Origin of the sequence: Alkalibacillus haloalkaliphilus (assembly GCF_007991275.1) — a bacterium.
Lineage (GTDB): Bacteria > Bacillota > Bacilli > Bacillales > Alkalibacillaceae > Alkalibacillus > Alkalibacillus haloalkaliphilus.
The window spans coordinates 1-14,562 of record NZ_BJYA01000025.1; the positions used below are offsets into that span (position 1 = coordinate 1).

Consider the following 14,562-nt stretch of genomic DNA (forward strand, 5'->3'; position numbering starts at 1 on the left):
TAAGCACTGCTCAAATAAGTTGAAACATTAACGTTCGTGTTTTCATTGCACTTCACCGCTTTTATCCCAGCCTCTTAAATATTTACAGCTTATGAAATTGTGGTTCGCGGTTTTGGAATGTTGAAACATATTTAAATCCAATGTCTTTTAATAAATGGTACCCTTCATCGATTCGGTCGCCGACACGTTCAGGTTTATGAGCATCAGAACCAACTGTAATTATTTCTCCACCCATATCATAATACAACTGCAGTATGTTGCGACTCGGCAACAATCGGTTCATGTTGTACTTATAACCTGACGTATTAATTTCAATTCCTTGGCCACGTGGAATAATAATTTTAAACATTTCCTCAATGACATCTAAAAAGTGATAAACACCTGGCTCATATTTATAGCGTGATACTAAATCTAAGTGTCCTAAAATACTAAACTGATCGAAATCCCTCAAACATTCATATAGCTCCGTATAGTACTTTTCATATGCTTCATTTAAAGATTGTCCTTCAAATAAGTTTCCTGAATGTAAGTCTTTCTTATCTGTCGTATGCATAGAAGCAATAATAAAATCAAAGCTTTCTTCGTTTAACAGTTGATTATACCGTTCAGTTAAATGTGGTTGGAGACCAAGTTCAATTCCTTTACGGATGTTGATTTTATTTTTATATACATCTTGCATTTCTTTAATTTTTTGATCATAACGCTGGAGGTCCACATCGAATACAATTGAAGAGTCTGGATAATCATAATCAATATGTTCTGTAAACGATAATTCTTTTACATCATTTTTAATTCCTGCTTCAATCATATCTTCCATTGGTGCTTCACAATCTGCTGAAAAGTTCGAGTGCATATGGTTATCAAACATGTTAGCTCATCCTTTCTATTAATCTCATTTTAACTGGTTGACAGTTTAAAAGACAATGGATAAAATGTTATTAATCTTTATTCTGATAAAGTGATAAACAAATAGAGTGGTAAAGGGTGTTTCGTAATGGCTTTTAGTCAGCAGTTGCCTCAAGGGGTTACAGATTTATATGCAGATGATTATGAATTGAAGCAAGCATTAACTGGACAATTACAGCATGTGATAAGTAGCTATGGGTATCAACCCATTCAAACGCCAACGTTCGAATATTATGATCTGTTCATGAATGTTCCAGGAACGATGAATTCGGATCAAATGATTAAATTAATAGACCGTGATGGCAAAGTGTTAGTCTTGAGGCCAGATGCAACAGTCCCAATTGCTCGTATGGTTGCTCAGTCACAATCAGAAGTAGAAACGTATAATAAGTTTCTATATGTTACGAACATTTTTAGAATGGAAAGTGGTGAATCAGACCGGTCCTCACGTTCATTTTCACAAGTAGGTGTTGAATGGTTTGATGATGCACATCCGTTAAATGATATCGAAATGATTGTTATGGCGATCGAATCGTTAAAACAATCAGGCTTAAAAAATATACAGCTTGAACTAGGTCAAGCGGGTTTCTTTCAATCTTTGTTACAAGAAGCGGGACTAACGATAGAACAACAATTGGTCGTCCAACAAAAAGTTGATGAGAAGAACGAATACGAACTAAGTCGCTTGTTAACACAGTATCAAGTAAACGATCAAATCAAAAACCAATTAATCCAACTACCAAGTTTGTTCGGCTCACCTAACTATGTTATTACAGAAGCTGAAAAAATTGCCGTTAATCGTGGAATGAAGCAATCGCTTAAAAGATTAGTTGAATTAGTCAATCAGCTAGAACAACTAGGGTATGCCCACTACATTTCAATCGATTTAGGGTTGGTGAACCATTTAAATTATTACTCAGGAACGATGTTTCAAGGCTATATAGAAGGTTACGGAAAACCAATCATTCAAGGTGGACGTTACGATCAACTAACGAAATACTTTGATTTAGAAACAAGTGCTATAGGTTTTGGTATTTATTTAGATGACCTAATTTCGATTGTTAAAAAACAACAGTCATTTAAAACTAATCAACTTGAAACAGTTGATGTTGTAACGGAAGAGAAAGATTTCGTTAAAGCAATGGAATTCGCTCAAGAGTTAAGGGGGAAAGGTGTAGTCGTAAATATGCACTATGAGAATGATTCAACTACTGGAGACCCAGTCATTTACCTTTCTGAGAAAAAAGTAGAAATAAAAGGTGAAACATTTACTTTTACGACTGTTGAAGATTTCCTCACGAAGGCAGGTTTTAAGAATGGAAACAATTAAAATAGCACTAGCTAAAGGGCGACTCGCTGATTTAAGTATTGAGTTGTTTGAACAGATTGGACTTAAGTTTACTTCTTACCATGAGAAATCTCGCAAACTAATGTTTACTAGTGATGATGGTCACTACGAGCTTATTTTAGTAAAAGCAACTGACGTTGGCACTTATGTAGAAAATGGTGCAGCTGATATCGGCGTAGCAGGTAAAGACACATTACTAGAAGCTGGTGTTGATGTGTTTGAAGTAGTTGACTTAGGATTTGGGCGTTGTCGTTTCGCAGTAGCGGGTGAACCTGGAGTTAGTCTGAATCAGTACCACCATTTAACGGTTGGAACTAAGTACCCGAAAATTACAAATGATTACTTCAAGGCTCAAGGCAAACAAATCGAGACTATTAAGTTGAACGGTTCAGTTGAATTAGCTCCACTAGTCGGTTTAAGTGATGTTGTTGTTGATATCGTCGAGACTGGCTCAACACTTAAAGAGAACAATCTAGTCATTATTGAAAATATGATGGACATTAGTGCTAGACTTGTCACAAACAAAGCGAGTTTTAAAACAAAAGATGAGAAAATACGTCCGTTAATAGACCAAGTCAAATCGATTGTCGATTCAAAAGGAAGTGTCACTAATGAAAGTTGAACAAATATCACGCGAAGACATTGAAAGAGTAGTAAAGAAGCGACTAGCTCGCAATCAAGAAAACAACCAAATAATTGATGAACGTGTTGAAGCGATTGTAAACAACGTTAGAAAAGACGGCAATCAAGCTGTATATCAATATATAAAACAATTAGACGGTGTAGAGCTAGACGATTACAAAGTGTCACAAGAAGAGATTGATTATGCCTTTACTCAAGTTGATGAATCGTTAGTACAAATTTTGAAAGAGGCAAAAGAAAACATTGCAAACTATCACAAATTACAAAAAGAACAGTCGTGGTATACGAATGATCAACAAGGCGTATGGCTTGGGCAACAAGTAAGACCGATTGAACGAGTCGGTGTTTATGTACCAGGAGGAAAAGCAGCCTACCCCTCGACCGTTTTAATGAATATTTTGCCGGCTAAAGTTGCTGGAGTTGAACAAGTGATTGTAACCACGCCTGTCCAACGGGATGGTTCAGTCAACCCAACGACAATTGTAGCTGCTTACATGGCTGGAGCTGATGAAATATTAAAAATAGGTGGGGCGCATGGCATTGCAGCGTTAGCATATGGAACTGAAAACGTCTCTTCAGTTCATAAAATAGTTGGTCCTGGTAACGCCTATGTAGCTCGTGCTAAGAAATATGTATTCGGTGATGTTGGAATCGATCTAATTGCAGGGCCAAGTGAGGTTTGTGTCGTAGCGGACGACGAGGCGAATGCTAATTTCGTTGCTGCTGATCTATTAGCGCAAGCAGAACATGATGAACTAGCGTCTGCAATAGCAGTAACGACAAATAAACAATTAGCAGATGAAATACAAAGTGAAGTCGACCGGCAAATGAAAAAGCTTAACCGACAAGAAATTTTACAACAGTCTATAAACAATGAAGGCGCAATTTATGTCGTCAGTGATCTAAATGATGCGTTTGAGTTTGTAAACGAATTAGCACCTGAGCACCTTGAGTTACAAGTAAGAAATCCTTTTGAACAACTAGAGAAAGTGAAAAGTGCTGGTGCAATCTTTTTAGGTGATTATTCACCAGAACCGTTAGGCGATTATTTTGCCGGGCCAAATCATACTTTGCCAACGAGTGGCACAGCGAAATTTTCATCGCCATTAGGTGTTTATGACTTTATGAAAAAATCAAGCGTCATTTATTACAATGAGCAGGCTTTAAGTAGTGTGCGAAGCCAAATTGAACAGTTTGCTGATGAAGAAGGGCTTGATGCTCACAAAGAATCCGTGCGAATACGTTTTGACTAAATGAGAGGTGACACGTCTATGCGACAAGCAACAATTAATCGAGAAACAAGTGAGACGACAATTGATCTATCACTTGTCATTGACGGAAAGAAAGAAGTAGATATTGAAACAGGTGTCGGCTTTTTCGACCATATGTTAACGTTATTTTCTGCTCATGGATCTTTTGATTTAACGGTAAAAGCAGATGGTGACTTACAAGTAGATGATCATCATACAGTAGAAGATGTTGGGATCGTATTAGGGCGAGCCTTTAAACAAGCAATAGGTGATAAGAGAGGAATTAAACGTTATGCAACTGACTTCACACCGATGGATGAATCGTTAAGTTTAGTATCAGTTGATGTCTCTAATAGACCATATTTAGTGTATGACGTTCAAGGGTTAAGTGAAAAGGTCGGTACGTTTGATACTGAGTTAGTCGAGGAATTTTTACGAGCATTCGTTAATCAAGCTGGTGTGACATTGCACGTGAAGCTCATTCATGGCCACAACAATCACCACATTATTGAATCGATCTTCAAAGGCTTGGGGCGTGTATTGAATGAAGCACTGACTATACAAGATGAGAATGGAGAAGTTCCATCAACTAAAGGAATGTTGTAAAGGTAGGAATCATAAATGATTGCAATTATTGATTATGGAGCAGGTAATTTAAAAAATGTTCAGCATGCATTAAGTCTCTTAAACATTGAATGTAAGGTGACCGGTCAACCAGCGGATCTCCAAAGTGCTGATGGCATCATTTTGCCAGGGGTTGGAGCATTTGGTGAAGCGATGAATCGTTTGAATGAGACAGGTTTTACAGATGAGATAAAAAGTCAAGCGAGTAAAGGTAAGCCTTTACTAGGTATATGTCTCGGTATGCAGCTGCTATTTGAGAAGAGTTATGAACATGGTGAACACGAAGGGATAGGTTTAATAGAAGGTGAGATTGTGCGTTTTGAACTTGATTTAAAAGTTCCTCATATGGGTTGGAATCAATTGAAAGTAAGCAAACCATACAAAGATGCAATAATTAATCAAAATGTTCAAGATGGCGATTACGTATATTTCGTGCATTCTTTCTTTGCTCAACCGAAAAACGAAGAAGATATATTACATGCGACGGATTACGGCAAGCCTTTTACATCGGCTGTTAAGCGTAATCACATAATGGGGATGCAATATCACCCAGAAAAAAGTGCGCGAGTCGGTATGCAAATGTTAAAGAACTTTGGGGAGATGGTTAGATGAGAATTTTTCCTGCGATAGACATTCTAAATCAAAGATGTGTTCGATTAAAACAAGGTAATTATAACGAGCAAACAACGTATGGTGACCCTGTTGAAATGGCGCAAGAGTGGGTAGATGAGGGAGCGAGCTTTTTACATTTAGTCGATTTAGACGCAGCCAAAGGTGACCCTTCAGAAAACTTAGATGTCATTAGGCAGATTGTTGATACCGTCTCGATCCCAGTTCAAGTTGGTGGCGGTGTGCGTAGCTTAGAACGTATTGAAGAATTAATTGAAATCGGCGTTAATCGAGTCATTTTAGGGACAGCTGCTGTTAAAAATCCTGATTTTGTAAAAGCAGCGGTCGATCAATTCGGTGAAGAAAGAATCGTCGTCTCAGTTGATGCAAGAGATGGTTATGTAGCTACTGACGGTTGGATTGAAACATCAGATATAGAAGCGAGTCAGTTTGCTAAACAGTTAGAATCTGCTGGTGTTAAGACGATTGTTTATACTGATATTTCTAAAGACGGCATGCTTGAAGGGCCAAACTTTGAAGCTTTATCGGACTTGAATGAGCAATCTGAATTACAGATTATAGCATCTGGAGGGGTCTCATCACTTTCAGATATTCAAAGATTAAGTGAATTGAATCTTTACGGTGCGATCGTTGGCAAAGCTCTCTATGAAGATCGAGTAAACCTATCAGATATTATGAAGGAGCCTAAGACATGTTAGCGAAAAGAATTATTCCTTGTTTAGACGTTCAAGATGGAAGAGTTGTGAAAGGGAAAAAGTTTGCTGACATACAAGATGTCGCTGACCCAGTCGAACTTGGAAAAAAGTATAGTGAACTAGGTGCTGATGAACTCGTCTTTTACGATATAACAGCTTCACATGAAAAGCGAGGTATTTTTTTAGACGTCGTTGAACGAGTAGCTGAGGAAGTTCATATTCCGTTTACTGTCGGTGGAGGCATACAGTCAGTTGAAGATTTTAGAGCTGTGTTACAAGCGGGAGCAGATAAAGTATCCGTTAATAGTGCAGCTGTTTCTAGGCCTTCATTAATTGATGAAGCGGCTGTTCGTTTCGGTAACCAATGTGTCGTTTTATCAATTGATGCGAAAGAAGTTGATGGTGAGTGGTTTGTTTTCGTTAAAGGTGGACGCGAAAATACTGGTAAAACATTATTTGAATGGGCAAAAGAAGGCGAGCGTCGTGGATCAGGTGAGATTGTTTTAAACGTTATGGATACAGATGGTGTGAAACAAGGCTATCACAATGAGGTTATGGCTGAGTTAAGTGAACAAGTGAACATTCCAATTGTAGCTTCAGGTGGTGCTGGTCAAGTAGAACATTTTCGTGATGTGTTAAAACAAGGTCGGGCTGATGCTGCATTGGCCGCATCTGTCTTTCACTTTGGTGAGATCGACTTACAATCATTAAAGCAATATTTATATGAACAGCAACTTCCAATTAGGTTAGGGTGAACAGTTATGAAGCAGTTAGAAGTCCAATTTGATGAAAAAGGTTTAGTGCCCGCAATTATTCAAGATTATAAAACAGGTGAAGTGCTCATGTTAGCTTACATGAATGAAGAGTCGCTTAATAAGACGATTGAGACGAAGCGAACGTGGTTTTACAGCAGAAGTCGACAAGAACTTTGGCAAAAAGGGGCTACGTCAGGAAATGATCAAAACGTTAAACAATTAAGCTATGATTGTGATGAAGATGCGTTACTTATTCAAGTTGAGCAAGTGGGTGCTGCATGCCATACAGGGGAAAAAAGTTGTTTTTATCGCGAAGTAGATCTAGGGGAATCAACTCCGTTTAACCGTTCAGTTATTGATGACTTGTATAGTGCGATTGAAGAACGTAAAACGAATCGTAAAGAAGGGTCCTATACGAATTACTTATTTGATGAGGGCGTTGATAAAATTTTAAAGAAAATAAGTGAAGAGTCAGGTGAAATTTTAATTGGCGCTAAAAATGATGACGATGAAAATTTAGCGATGGAAATTGCAGATCTAACTTATCATTTACTCGTACTAATGGTGGAAAAAGAAATGTCTGTTGAGCAAGTGAAAGAAGTGTTAACGAAGAGAATGAAGGGTGAGTAGAATGAGCAAGTTTTGGAGCCGAACAGCACGTGAAGCAAAGCCTTATATTCCTGGGGAACAACCGAATGAATCGCAAATTATTAAGTTAAATACGAATGAAAACCCATACCCACCTTCACCAAACACATTAGAAGCGATGAAAGAGGTTGTAAATGAAGGTTTGAGAAAGTACCCAACGCCAACAGTCGACTCGTTAAAACGTGTCATCGCAAATCGTGAAGGGGTCAATAGTGAACAAGTGTTTGTTGGAAATGGGTCTGATGAAGTGTTAGCTTTCGCCTTTCAAGCGTTCTTTGAAGCTAACGAGGCGATTAAGTTTCCGAGCGTGACGTATAGTTTTTACCCTGTTTATGCGAACTTGTATGGCATTCCGTATCAAGCAGTGACGTTAAATGATGATTTTACAATTGACGTTGAAGCAATGAAACAGTCGATTGGTGGTGTCATATTTCCAAACCCGAATGCCCCAACAGGGTTAGCTTTACGCTTGTACCAAGTTGAAGAAATTTTACAAGGTAATCCAAATAATGTCGTAATTGTAGATGAAGCATATGTTGAGTTTGGAGCAGAGTCAGCTGTAGAGCTAGTCGAGCAGTACCCAAATTTACTCGTAACAAAGACATTATCGAAATCACATGCTCTTGCAGGCATTAGAGTCGGTTATGCAATAGGGCAAGAAGACTTAATTGAAGGACTCGAGCGGATTAAAAACTCATTTAATTCGTACACAATCAACAGTGTGTCATTAGCAGGGGCTGAAACGGCGTTAAGTGATGACGCCTATTATCGAGAAACGTTGGAACGTGTGATCAACACTCGAGTTTGGTTTAAGCAATCACTTGAAGAATTAGGTTTCGAAGTTTTAGATTCTAAAGCTAACTTCTTATTTGTAAAACCGACCGGCGTTGAAGCAGAATGGTTGTATTTAACTTTAAAAGAACGAGGCTTCTACATTCGTTACTTCGACAAACCTGAAGTAAGAGGGTATGTCCGAATATCAATTGGGACGGATGAAGAGATGGAGCGCTTATTGAATGAGATTTCGAATTTATTAAACAGTGATTGCTAGATGCTCAAAAAAGTGATTTAGATGCTCAAAGATTTAGTCCAGATGCTCAAACCCTTGATCTAGAAGCTCATAGAAAAGCCCGAGAGGCTCATAGAATCGAGCAAGAGGCTCATAGAACAGCTCAAGAAGCTCATAGAACAGGTCGAGAGGCTCATAGAATCATTCAAGAGGCTCATAGCACCAAAAAAAGCTGGCACCCTGGCCAGCTTTAAATATAGTTAATCCTTTAATTTGAGTAATCTTAGTGCATTAAGCGTTACAAGTAATGTTGCTCCCATGTCGGCTAGTATCGCAATCCATAACGTTAACCAGCCAGGGATGACTAACAATAACGCAAGTGCTTTCGTTGTCAGTGCAAAGACAATGTTTTGTTTAATAATGTTTAATGCTTTTCGACTTAACTTCATCGTGTAAGGAAGTTTTGATAAATCATCGCCCATAAGCGCAATATCAGCCGTTTCTAGTGCAGTATCTGTCCCAGCACCTCCCATCGCAATACCAACGTTTGCAGTAGCTAGTGCAGGTGCATCATTAACACCGTCACCGACCATCGCAATTTGTCCGTGTTGTTCTTGCAACTCTTTAACTTTGACTTGCTTATCTTTCGGTAGTAATTGAGACAAGTACTGTTTAATGCCAACTTGGTGACTAATTGATTTAGCTGTTACTTCATGATCACCAGTTAGTAATACAGTCCGGTTGATGTTTAGTTTATTTAATTTAGCGATCATGTTTTGTGCCATTGGACGAATGGCATCAGCTATACTCACTAAGCCAAGAACACGTTCATTTTCACTCATTATAATAACCGTATGGCCAGATTGTCTAGCTTCATTGACAGCTGTTTGTTGCTCACTATTTAAATCGAACATTGATGGGCTTCCGATTTTAAACTGTGAACGGTCGATTTCACCAGTTACACCTCTTCCAGTAATCGATTGAAAGTCAGTAACGTCCGATAATGGTCCATGCCCAACATGTTCATTCGCATATTCAGTAATAGCTTTTGCTAGCGGATGTTGTGAAAGAGCCTCTAATGTGTATGCTTTTTCGAAAAAGTACTCAGGTGAAATGCTTTCATCAAATAATTGATAAGATTGAACGACAGGCTTACCTTGTGTAATGGTGCCTGTTTTATCAAAAGCAATTGTTTTAACCTGACCAAGAGCTTCTAAATAAGCGCCTCCTTTAATTAATACGCCGTTTCGTGCTGCACTTCCGATCGCTGTGACAATGGCTACAGGTGTTGAAATGACTAAAGCGCAAGGACAACCGACAACTAATACGGCTAATCCTTGGTACACCCAAGTTTCAAAACTTAGACCGAAAAAGACCGGTGGAACGGTAGCGACACCAAGTGCGACCACCATAATTAAAGGTGTATAGTAAGCAGCGAAACGGTCGATAAATTGTTGAGCAGGTGCTTTTTCGTTTTGAGCTTCTTCAACTAAATGAATAATTTTGGCTAAAGTAGAGTCTTCAGCTAACTTTTGGACATTAACTTCTAAATAGCCTTCTTCATTTAAAGTACCAGCAAACACTTCTTCATTCTCGGCTTTGAATACAGGTACAGATTCACCTGTGATCGCTGCTTGATTAATCGTTGACTCACCTTTGGTTACCATACCATCAACAGGGATTTTTTCACCCGGTTTAATAATGACAGTATCGCCAACTTGAATATTAGATACGTTTAGCTCCATTAACTCATTGTTGCGCCTTACTCTAGCAGTGTCAGGTGCTAACTCCATTAACGACTGAATAGATGAACGAGCGCGATCAATTGAGAACCGCTCTAACGCTTCGCTAATGGCAAATAGGATGACGACGACTGCACCTTCAACCCATTCACCGATGATTGCTGCACCAATTACAGCAATTGTCATTAAAGTTTTCATATCAAAGCGCAGTCTAAGTAAATGTCGCACGCCTGTACTTAACAGTTGATAGCCACCAACAGCAATCGAAGCTAAAAATGCCGATGTCGTAACAGGATGTTCTTCGCCTAATTGAACTAATAAGTAAATGCCTATTAATAAGAAAATTGAAGATGCGACAATATGCCAGTTCGACTTCAACGTATTTAACCGACGTGGTGAATGTTTTTCGTACTGTTTCGATACAGATAAACTTTCAAATGCACCGGCTTGTTCTAATTGTTGGATAGAAGCATCACCTTGAACGGTAATTTTTGAAGCGCCAAAATTAACATGAGCGTCTTCAACCGATTCGATATCTTTAACGTTATTTTCAAATGTTTTTGCACATGAAGTACAAGACATACCTTTGACGTAATAGGTTTCTTGAGCCATTACGATTCCTCCAGTTCGTGCTGGTGCTCAACGGCAATGTTAACGAGGTCGTGAACGTGGTGATCATCAAGTGAGTAATAAATGTTTTTCCCTTGTTTCCTAGTCTTAGCTAAACCGTGTTTTTTTAACGTTCTTAAATGATGTGAAGCGGAAGCGACCGATGTTTCTGTAATAGCTGCTAGGTCACAGACACAAAGTTCTTCCTCGATTGTTAAAGCTTGAGCGATTTTGACTCTAGTTGGGTCACTTAACACTTTGAACAATTGCGCTACAGCTTTAATCGATGTTTGGTTAACCGATTTATAAATATTTTTAAGTTGATCTTCACTTATTTCAGATGTACAGTTAGGTAGTTTCAATTCATTCTCCTACTTTCATTCAAATGTTCGTTTGAATGTATTATATTCAAATATACGTTTGAATGTCAAAAGCAATGCAACTAAATTAAGCAATAATTTAAAATGTGATAAACTATGAAAAAAAGAAAAGGTGATTTCCTTGATTAGAGAAGCTACACATGACGATTTAAATCAAATCGAACAAATAGTAATTGAAGCAAAACGCGTTATGAAAGAAGCAGGAATGACGCAGTGGGGCGATACATATCCGTTAAGAAAGCACTATGAGGCAGACATTGAAAAAGATGAATTATATGTTTATGAAGAACAAGGGGAAGTGTTAGCGGTTGCTTGTATTAGTGACGAAGGACATGAAGAATACGAAGAGATTAATTGGTCTGAGCAAGCTCCGTTTTTATGTATAAAAAGACTAGCTGTCAAACCAGCTGCTAGACATAAAGGGATCGCTTTAGCTTTCTATCGTTTTGCAGAAAACTTAGCTGAAAAGCGAGGGTTCTGTTACATTAGAACTGATACAAATGGAGAAAATAAAGCAGCGATTAATTTGTTTTATAAAGGCGATTATCAACTTGTTGACCGTCAACGTCACGGTGATTTTACAGAGCCATTTTATTACTTTGAAAAGAAAATCCCAGTTAAGGAATAAACCTTAACTGGGATTATTTTTATTGACTCGTTAACTCTAAATACTCCGCTACGTCCTTCTTACAAAGTTCAATACCTTTCTCCCAGAATGCTTCTTTCGTAATATCTTCACCTAAATGCTTCATAGCTAAGTCTTCAACCGACATTCTCGCCGTATCTTGTAATAGTGCGATGTACTGGTCTTCATAGTTAGTACCTTCTTCAAGCGCTTTAGCATAAATGCTAAGCGAGAATAAATAACCAAACGTGTACGGGAAGTTATAAAAAGGTACCCCTGTAATGTGGAAGTGTAGTTTATTCGACCAGTAACTCGGGCTTGTTGAGTTTACCGCATCACAATAAGCTTCACGTTGAGCTTCATCTGTTAATTCATTTAAACGACTTGCTGGTACGAATCCGTTTTTACGCTCTTCATAAAAACGTGTCTCGAATAAGAAACGAGAGTGAATATTCATAAAGAACGCCACACTACGTTGAAGTTTATCTTCTAATAGTGCAATTTGATCTTCTTTTGTGTCTGCTGCTTTAACAGCTGCGTCAGCTACAATCATCTCTGCAAAAGTCGAAGCTGTTTCGGCAACATTCATGGCATATCGACGGTTAAGCGGGTGAACCGGCTTTAATGCATACGAATGGTAAGCGTGACCCAATTCGTGAGCTAACGTTGCTACGTTAGACATTGATCCGCTATATGTCATGAAAATACGAGACTGTTCACTTAATGGGAAACCAGTACAGAACCCACCAGGGCGTTTGCCTGAACGATCTTCAGCTTCAATCCAACCTTCTTCAAAAGCAGTTTTAGAAAACTTAGCCATTATAGGGCTAAACTCTTCAAAATGCTTTAATATAAATTGCGCCCCTTCGTCATAAGAAAGCTTTTGACTATTTTCTTGAGTTGGTGCACCTAGGTCATACCATTCAAGTTTATCTTTACCTAACAACTCAGCTTTACGGTATAAAAAGTCTACAAATGGTTGTTTATGCTTCGTAATTGCACCCCACATCGCATCAAGTGTGTCTTGTTGCATGCGGTTAATATCAAGCGGTTCTTTTAACACATTGTCCCAACCGCGCTTTTTATAGACATTTAAACGGAAACCAGCTAAATGGTTTAGTGTATTAGCAAATAATGATTCTTTCTCTTTCCAAGCAGCTTCTAACTTTTCAAATACTTGTTTGCGTACTTCAGGGTTTTCGTGTGAAAGTAAGTTATTCGCTTGACCTACAGATAACTCTTTTTCTTCACCGTCAACTGTGACATTGACTGTCATGCCACCTATGATGGTGTTGTACATTTGTCCCCAAGCGTGGTAACCGTCAACTGATAGGGAGGAAATCAGAGCCTCTTCATCTTCAGAAAGTTGTTCTTGTGCAGCATCACGCCATTCGTTTAAAACGAAAGTAAGCTCAGCTAATTTGTCATGCTCTAAAAATTCTTGCCAAACGTTTTCATCAGTTTGAGCTAATTTTTGTTTGAAACTATTGAATGCTGCGCCATATGTAGCTGATAACTCAGTTACTTCACTGCGCAAAGTGCTTGCTTTATGGTCTGACATATCTTGTGCTTCAAGGCATGAAATGAAAGCACCCGCCTGGCGAATGTGTTGTGCCAAACTAGACCCTTCTTCAATTAAATTAGATACTTCTTCAGCTTGATTGACTGAAGTTGGTGTTTCAAATTGGTTAAACTTCTCAGCTACTGTAGCAAGGCGCTCTTTTGTCTCATCAAGGTGACGACGTAATTCTTCTGAATCGCTACCACCTTTAAAGAAGACATCTAAGTCCCAAACAACAGGATAACTTGTTTTAGTCATACAAAAACCTCCCGTTACATTCTAAATTTTCATAATAGTATAACGATAGTATAGCATAAATAGTAGTTCGAATGAAGAATATTTCGTGTTAAGAAATAAATTAAAGCATTGCCGTTTAACACGACAATGCTTCAATTGAACTTATTTTAAGTCTTTTTTAGCGATGTACCAGTCAATAACTTCTAGACTTTCATCTTTAGCGCGTGCCTCAGCTTCCTGTTTAGATGCTGGTGGAGGAACAATTACTTTATCTCCTGGTGTCCAGTCTGCAGGTGTCGATACTTGATGCTCTGCAGTTGTTTGCAGTGCTTTAACGAGTCGGACGATCTCATCCATGTTACGGCCTGTTGTTAGTGGATAGTAGATGATTGATTTTACAACTTGTTGATCATCAATGACGAACACTGCACGATTCGTTTCAGTTCCGCTATCATTCGGGTGAATCATCCCATACTTTTGAGCGACTTTTTGATCTAAGTCTGCTATTACTGGGAATTCGATCTCTACATTGAAGTTTTCTTCAATGTTACGAGCCCAGGCGATGTGTGATTGAACACTATCGATGCTCAAACCGAGTAATTCTGTGTTTAATTCTCTTAGTTGCGGATAAATTCCTTGAAATGATACAAATTCAGTTGTACAAACAGGGGTAAAATCAGCAGGGTGTGAAAATAAAACGAGCCAAGACCCCTTATAATCCTCTAATTTCTTAACCCCGTGTGTTGTTTTTGCCTCAAAGTCAGGTGCAGGGTCCCCAATACGTGGAAGTTGATACTGTTGATTTTCTTCAGACATCTATTCCCTCTCCTTTTTAAAAGTTGTTAATTCCTATAAGATTACTATGTTTTAAGTGTAACAGAAGATTTATTAAAATTCATTC

The 14,562-nt window shown here is 38.4% G+C and carries 15 protein-coding genes; 10 read left to right on the forward strand and 5 right to left on the reverse strand.

The features are described from left to right. Nucleotides 1–82: 82 nt before the first annotated feature. A complete protein-coding gene (locus AHA02nite_RS14400) occupies nucleotides 83–868 on the reverse strand; it encodes a histidinol-phosphatase HisJ family protein (RefSeq protein WP_146818510.1) in 786 nt (261 codons plus the stop codon). Between the two features lie 126 nt (nucleotides 869–994). Here AHA02nite_RS14400 and hisZ point away from each other — a divergent pair, with 126 nt between their 5' ends. Genes hisZ through hisC form a run of 9 tightly spaced genes read left to right on the forward strand, consistent with a single transcriptional unit; the run spans nucleotide 995 to nucleotide 8,549 of the window. After that, nucleotides 995–2,236: an ATP phosphoribosyltransferase regulatory subunit gene (gene hisZ / locus AHA02nite_RS14405; RefSeq protein WP_146818512.1), complete on the forward strand. Its 1,242-nt coding sequence runs from the start codon at nucleotides 995–997 to the stop codon at nucleotides 2,234–2,236. After that, nucleotides 2,223–2,876, forward strand: coding sequence for an ATP phosphoribosyltransferase (gene hisG, locus AHA02nite_RS14410; RefSeq protein ID WP_146818514.1), 654 nt, complete (start codon nucleotides 2,223–2,225; stop codon nucleotides 2,874–2,876). The genes hisZ and hisG overlap by 14 nt, the downstream gene beginning before the upstream one ends. Beyond that, on the forward strand, nucleotides 2,866–4,149 hold the full coding sequence (hisD, locus tag AHA02nite_RS14415) for a histidinol dehydrogenase (protein ID WP_146818516.1): 1,284 nt from the start codon (nucleotides 2,866–2,868) through the stop codon (nucleotides 4,147–4,149). Before hisG ends, hisD begins: the two co-directional genes overlap by 11 nt. Nucleotides 4,150–4,167: 18 nt before the next feature. Further along, nucleotides 4,168–4,752, forward strand: a complete 585-nt coding sequence (gene hisB, locus AHA02nite_RS14420; RefSeq protein WP_146818518.1) for an imidazoleglycerol-phosphate dehydratase HisB — start codon at nucleotides 4,168–4,170, stop codon at nucleotides 4,750–4,752. Between the two features lie 15 nt (nucleotides 4,753–4,767). After that, complete coding sequence (gene hisH, locus AHA02nite_RS14425) at nucleotides 4,768–5,382, forward strand: imidazole glycerol phosphate synthase subunit HisH (protein WP_146818520.1); 615 nt, start codon at nucleotides 4,768–4,770, stop codon at nucleotides 5,380–5,382. Then, nucleotides 5,379–6,098, forward strand: a complete 720-nt coding sequence (gene hisA, locus AHA02nite_RS14430; protein WP_146818521.1) for a 1-(5-phosphoribosyl)-5-[(5-phosphoribosylamino)methylideneamino]imidazole-4-carboxamide isomerase — start codon at nucleotides 5,379–5,381, stop codon at nucleotides 6,096–6,098. The genes hisH and hisA overlap by 4 nt, the downstream gene beginning before the upstream one ends. Then, nucleotides 6,092–6,850 carry an imidazole glycerol phosphate synthase subunit HisF gene (gene hisF / locus AHA02nite_RS14435; protein WP_146818523.1) on the forward strand — a complete coding sequence of 253 codons (759 nt, stop codon included), beginning with the start codon at nucleotides 6,092–6,094 and terminating at the stop codon, nucleotides 6,848–6,850. Before hisA ends, hisF begins: the two co-directional genes overlap by 7 nt. A 6-nt stretch (nucleotides 6,851–6,856) precedes the next feature. Next, nucleotides 6,857–7,480 (forward strand): bifunctional phosphoribosyl-AMP cyclohydrolase/phosphoribosyl-ATP diphosphatase HisIE, encoded by a 624-nt coding sequence (gene hisIE, locus AHA02nite_RS14440; protein ID WP_146818525.1) that lies wholly within the window; start codon nucleotides 6,857–6,859, stop codon nucleotides 7,478–7,480. A 1-nt stretch (nucleotide 7,481) separates the two neighbouring features. Further along, on the forward strand, nucleotides 7,482–8,549 hold the full coding sequence (gene hisC, locus AHA02nite_RS14445; protein WP_146818527.1) for a histidinol-phosphate transaminase: 1,068 nt from the start codon (nucleotides 7,482–7,484) through the stop codon (nucleotides 8,547–8,549). Nucleotides 8,550–8,767: 218 nt separating this feature from the next. Here hisC and AHA02nite_RS14455 read toward each other — a convergent pair whose 3' ends face one another. Together AHA02nite_RS14455 and AHA02nite_RS14460 are read right to left on the reverse strand one after the other, a co-directional pair. After that, on the reverse strand, nucleotides 8,768–10,861 hold the full coding sequence (locus tag AHA02nite_RS14455; RefSeq protein ID WP_146818530.1) for a heavy metal translocating P-type ATPase: 2,094 nt from the start codon (nucleotides 10,859–10,861) through the stop codon (nucleotides 8,768–8,770). Beyond that, nucleotides 10,861–11,220, reverse strand: a complete 360-nt coding sequence (locus AHA02nite_RS14460) for an ArsR/SmtB family transcription factor (protein WP_146818532.1) — start codon at nucleotides 11,218–11,220, stop codon at nucleotides 10,861–10,863. The genes AHA02nite_RS14455 and AHA02nite_RS14460 overlap by 1 nt, the downstream gene beginning before the upstream one ends. A 139-nt stretch (nucleotides 11,221–11,359) precedes the next feature. Here AHA02nite_RS14460 and AHA02nite_RS14465 point away from each other — a divergent pair, with 139 nt between their 5' ends. Further along, nucleotides 11,360–11,866: a GNAT family N-acetyltransferase gene (locus AHA02nite_RS14465; RefSeq protein ID WP_218025433.1), complete on the forward strand. Its 507-nt coding sequence runs from the start codon at nucleotides 11,360–11,362 to the stop codon at nucleotides 11,864–11,866. A 19-nt stretch (nucleotides 11,867–11,885) separates the two neighbouring features. Here the strand turns inward: AHA02nite_RS14465 and AHA02nite_RS14470 are convergent, their stop codons facing one another. Then, complete coding sequence (locus tag AHA02nite_RS14470; protein WP_146818536.1) at nucleotides 11,886–13,682, reverse strand: M3 family oligoendopeptidase; 1,797 nt, start codon at nucleotides 13,680–13,682, stop codon at nucleotides 11,886–11,888. A 141-nt stretch (nucleotides 13,683–13,823) separates the two neighbouring features. After that, nucleotides 13,824–14,477 carry a peroxiredoxin gene (locus AHA02nite_RS14475; RefSeq protein ID WP_146818538.1) on the reverse strand — a complete coding sequence of 218 codons (654 nt, stop codon included), beginning with the start codon at nucleotides 14,475–14,477 and terminating at the stop codon, nucleotides 13,824–13,826. Between the last annotated feature and the right edge of the window lie 85 nt (nucleotides 14,478–14,562).

Bases quoted from the DNA above. Each gene is read 5' to 3' on its own strand.
- AHA02nite_RS14475 (WP_146818538.1), bottom strand. From the start codon at position 14,477: ATGTCTGAAGAAAATCAACAGTATCAACTTCCACGTATTGGGGACCCT.
- hisH (WP_146818520.1), top strand. From the start codon at position 4,768: ATGATTGCAATTATTGATTATGGAGCAGGTAATTTAAAAAATGTTCAG.
- hisG (WP_146818514.1), top strand. From the start codon at position 2,223: ATGGAAACAATTAAAATAGCACTAGCTAAAGGGCGACTCGCTGATTTA.
- AHA02nite_RS14400 (WP_146818510.1), bottom strand. From the start codon at position 868: ATGTTTGATAACCATATGCACTCGAACTTTTCAGCAGATTGTGAAGCA.
- hisIE (WP_146818525.1), top strand. From the start codon at position 6,857: ATGAAGCAGTTAGAAGTCCAATTTGATGAAAAAGGTTTAGTGCCCGCA.
- hisC (WP_146818527.1), top strand. From the start codon at position 7,482: ATGAGCAAGTTTTGGAGCCGAACAGCACGTGAAGCAAAGCCTTATATT.
- hisZ (WP_146818512.1), top strand. From the start codon at position 995: ATGGCTTTTAGTCAGCAGTTGCCTCAAGGGGTTACAGATTTATATGCA.
- hisB (WP_146818518.1), top strand. From the start codon at position 4,168: ATGCGACAAGCAACAATTAATCGAGAAACAAGTGAGACGACAATTGAT.
- hisF (WP_146818523.1), top strand. From the start codon at position 6,092: ATGTTAGCGAAAAGAATTATTCCTTGTTTAGACGTTCAAGATGGAAGA.
- hisA (WP_146818521.1), top strand. From the start codon at position 5,379: ATGAGAATTTTTCCTGCGATAGACATTCTAAATCAAAGATGTGTTCGA.
- AHA02nite_RS14470 (WP_146818536.1), bottom strand. From the start codon at position 13,682: ATGACTAAAACAAGTTATCCTGTTGTTTGGGACTTAGATGTCTTCTTT.
- hisD (WP_146818516.1), top strand. From the start codon at position 2,866: ATGAAAGTTGAACAAATATCACGCGAAGACATTGAAAGAGTAGTAAAG.
- AHA02nite_RS14455 (WP_146818530.1), bottom strand. From the start codon at position 10,861: ATGGCTCAAGAAACCTATTACGTCAAAGGTATGTCTTGTACTTCATGT.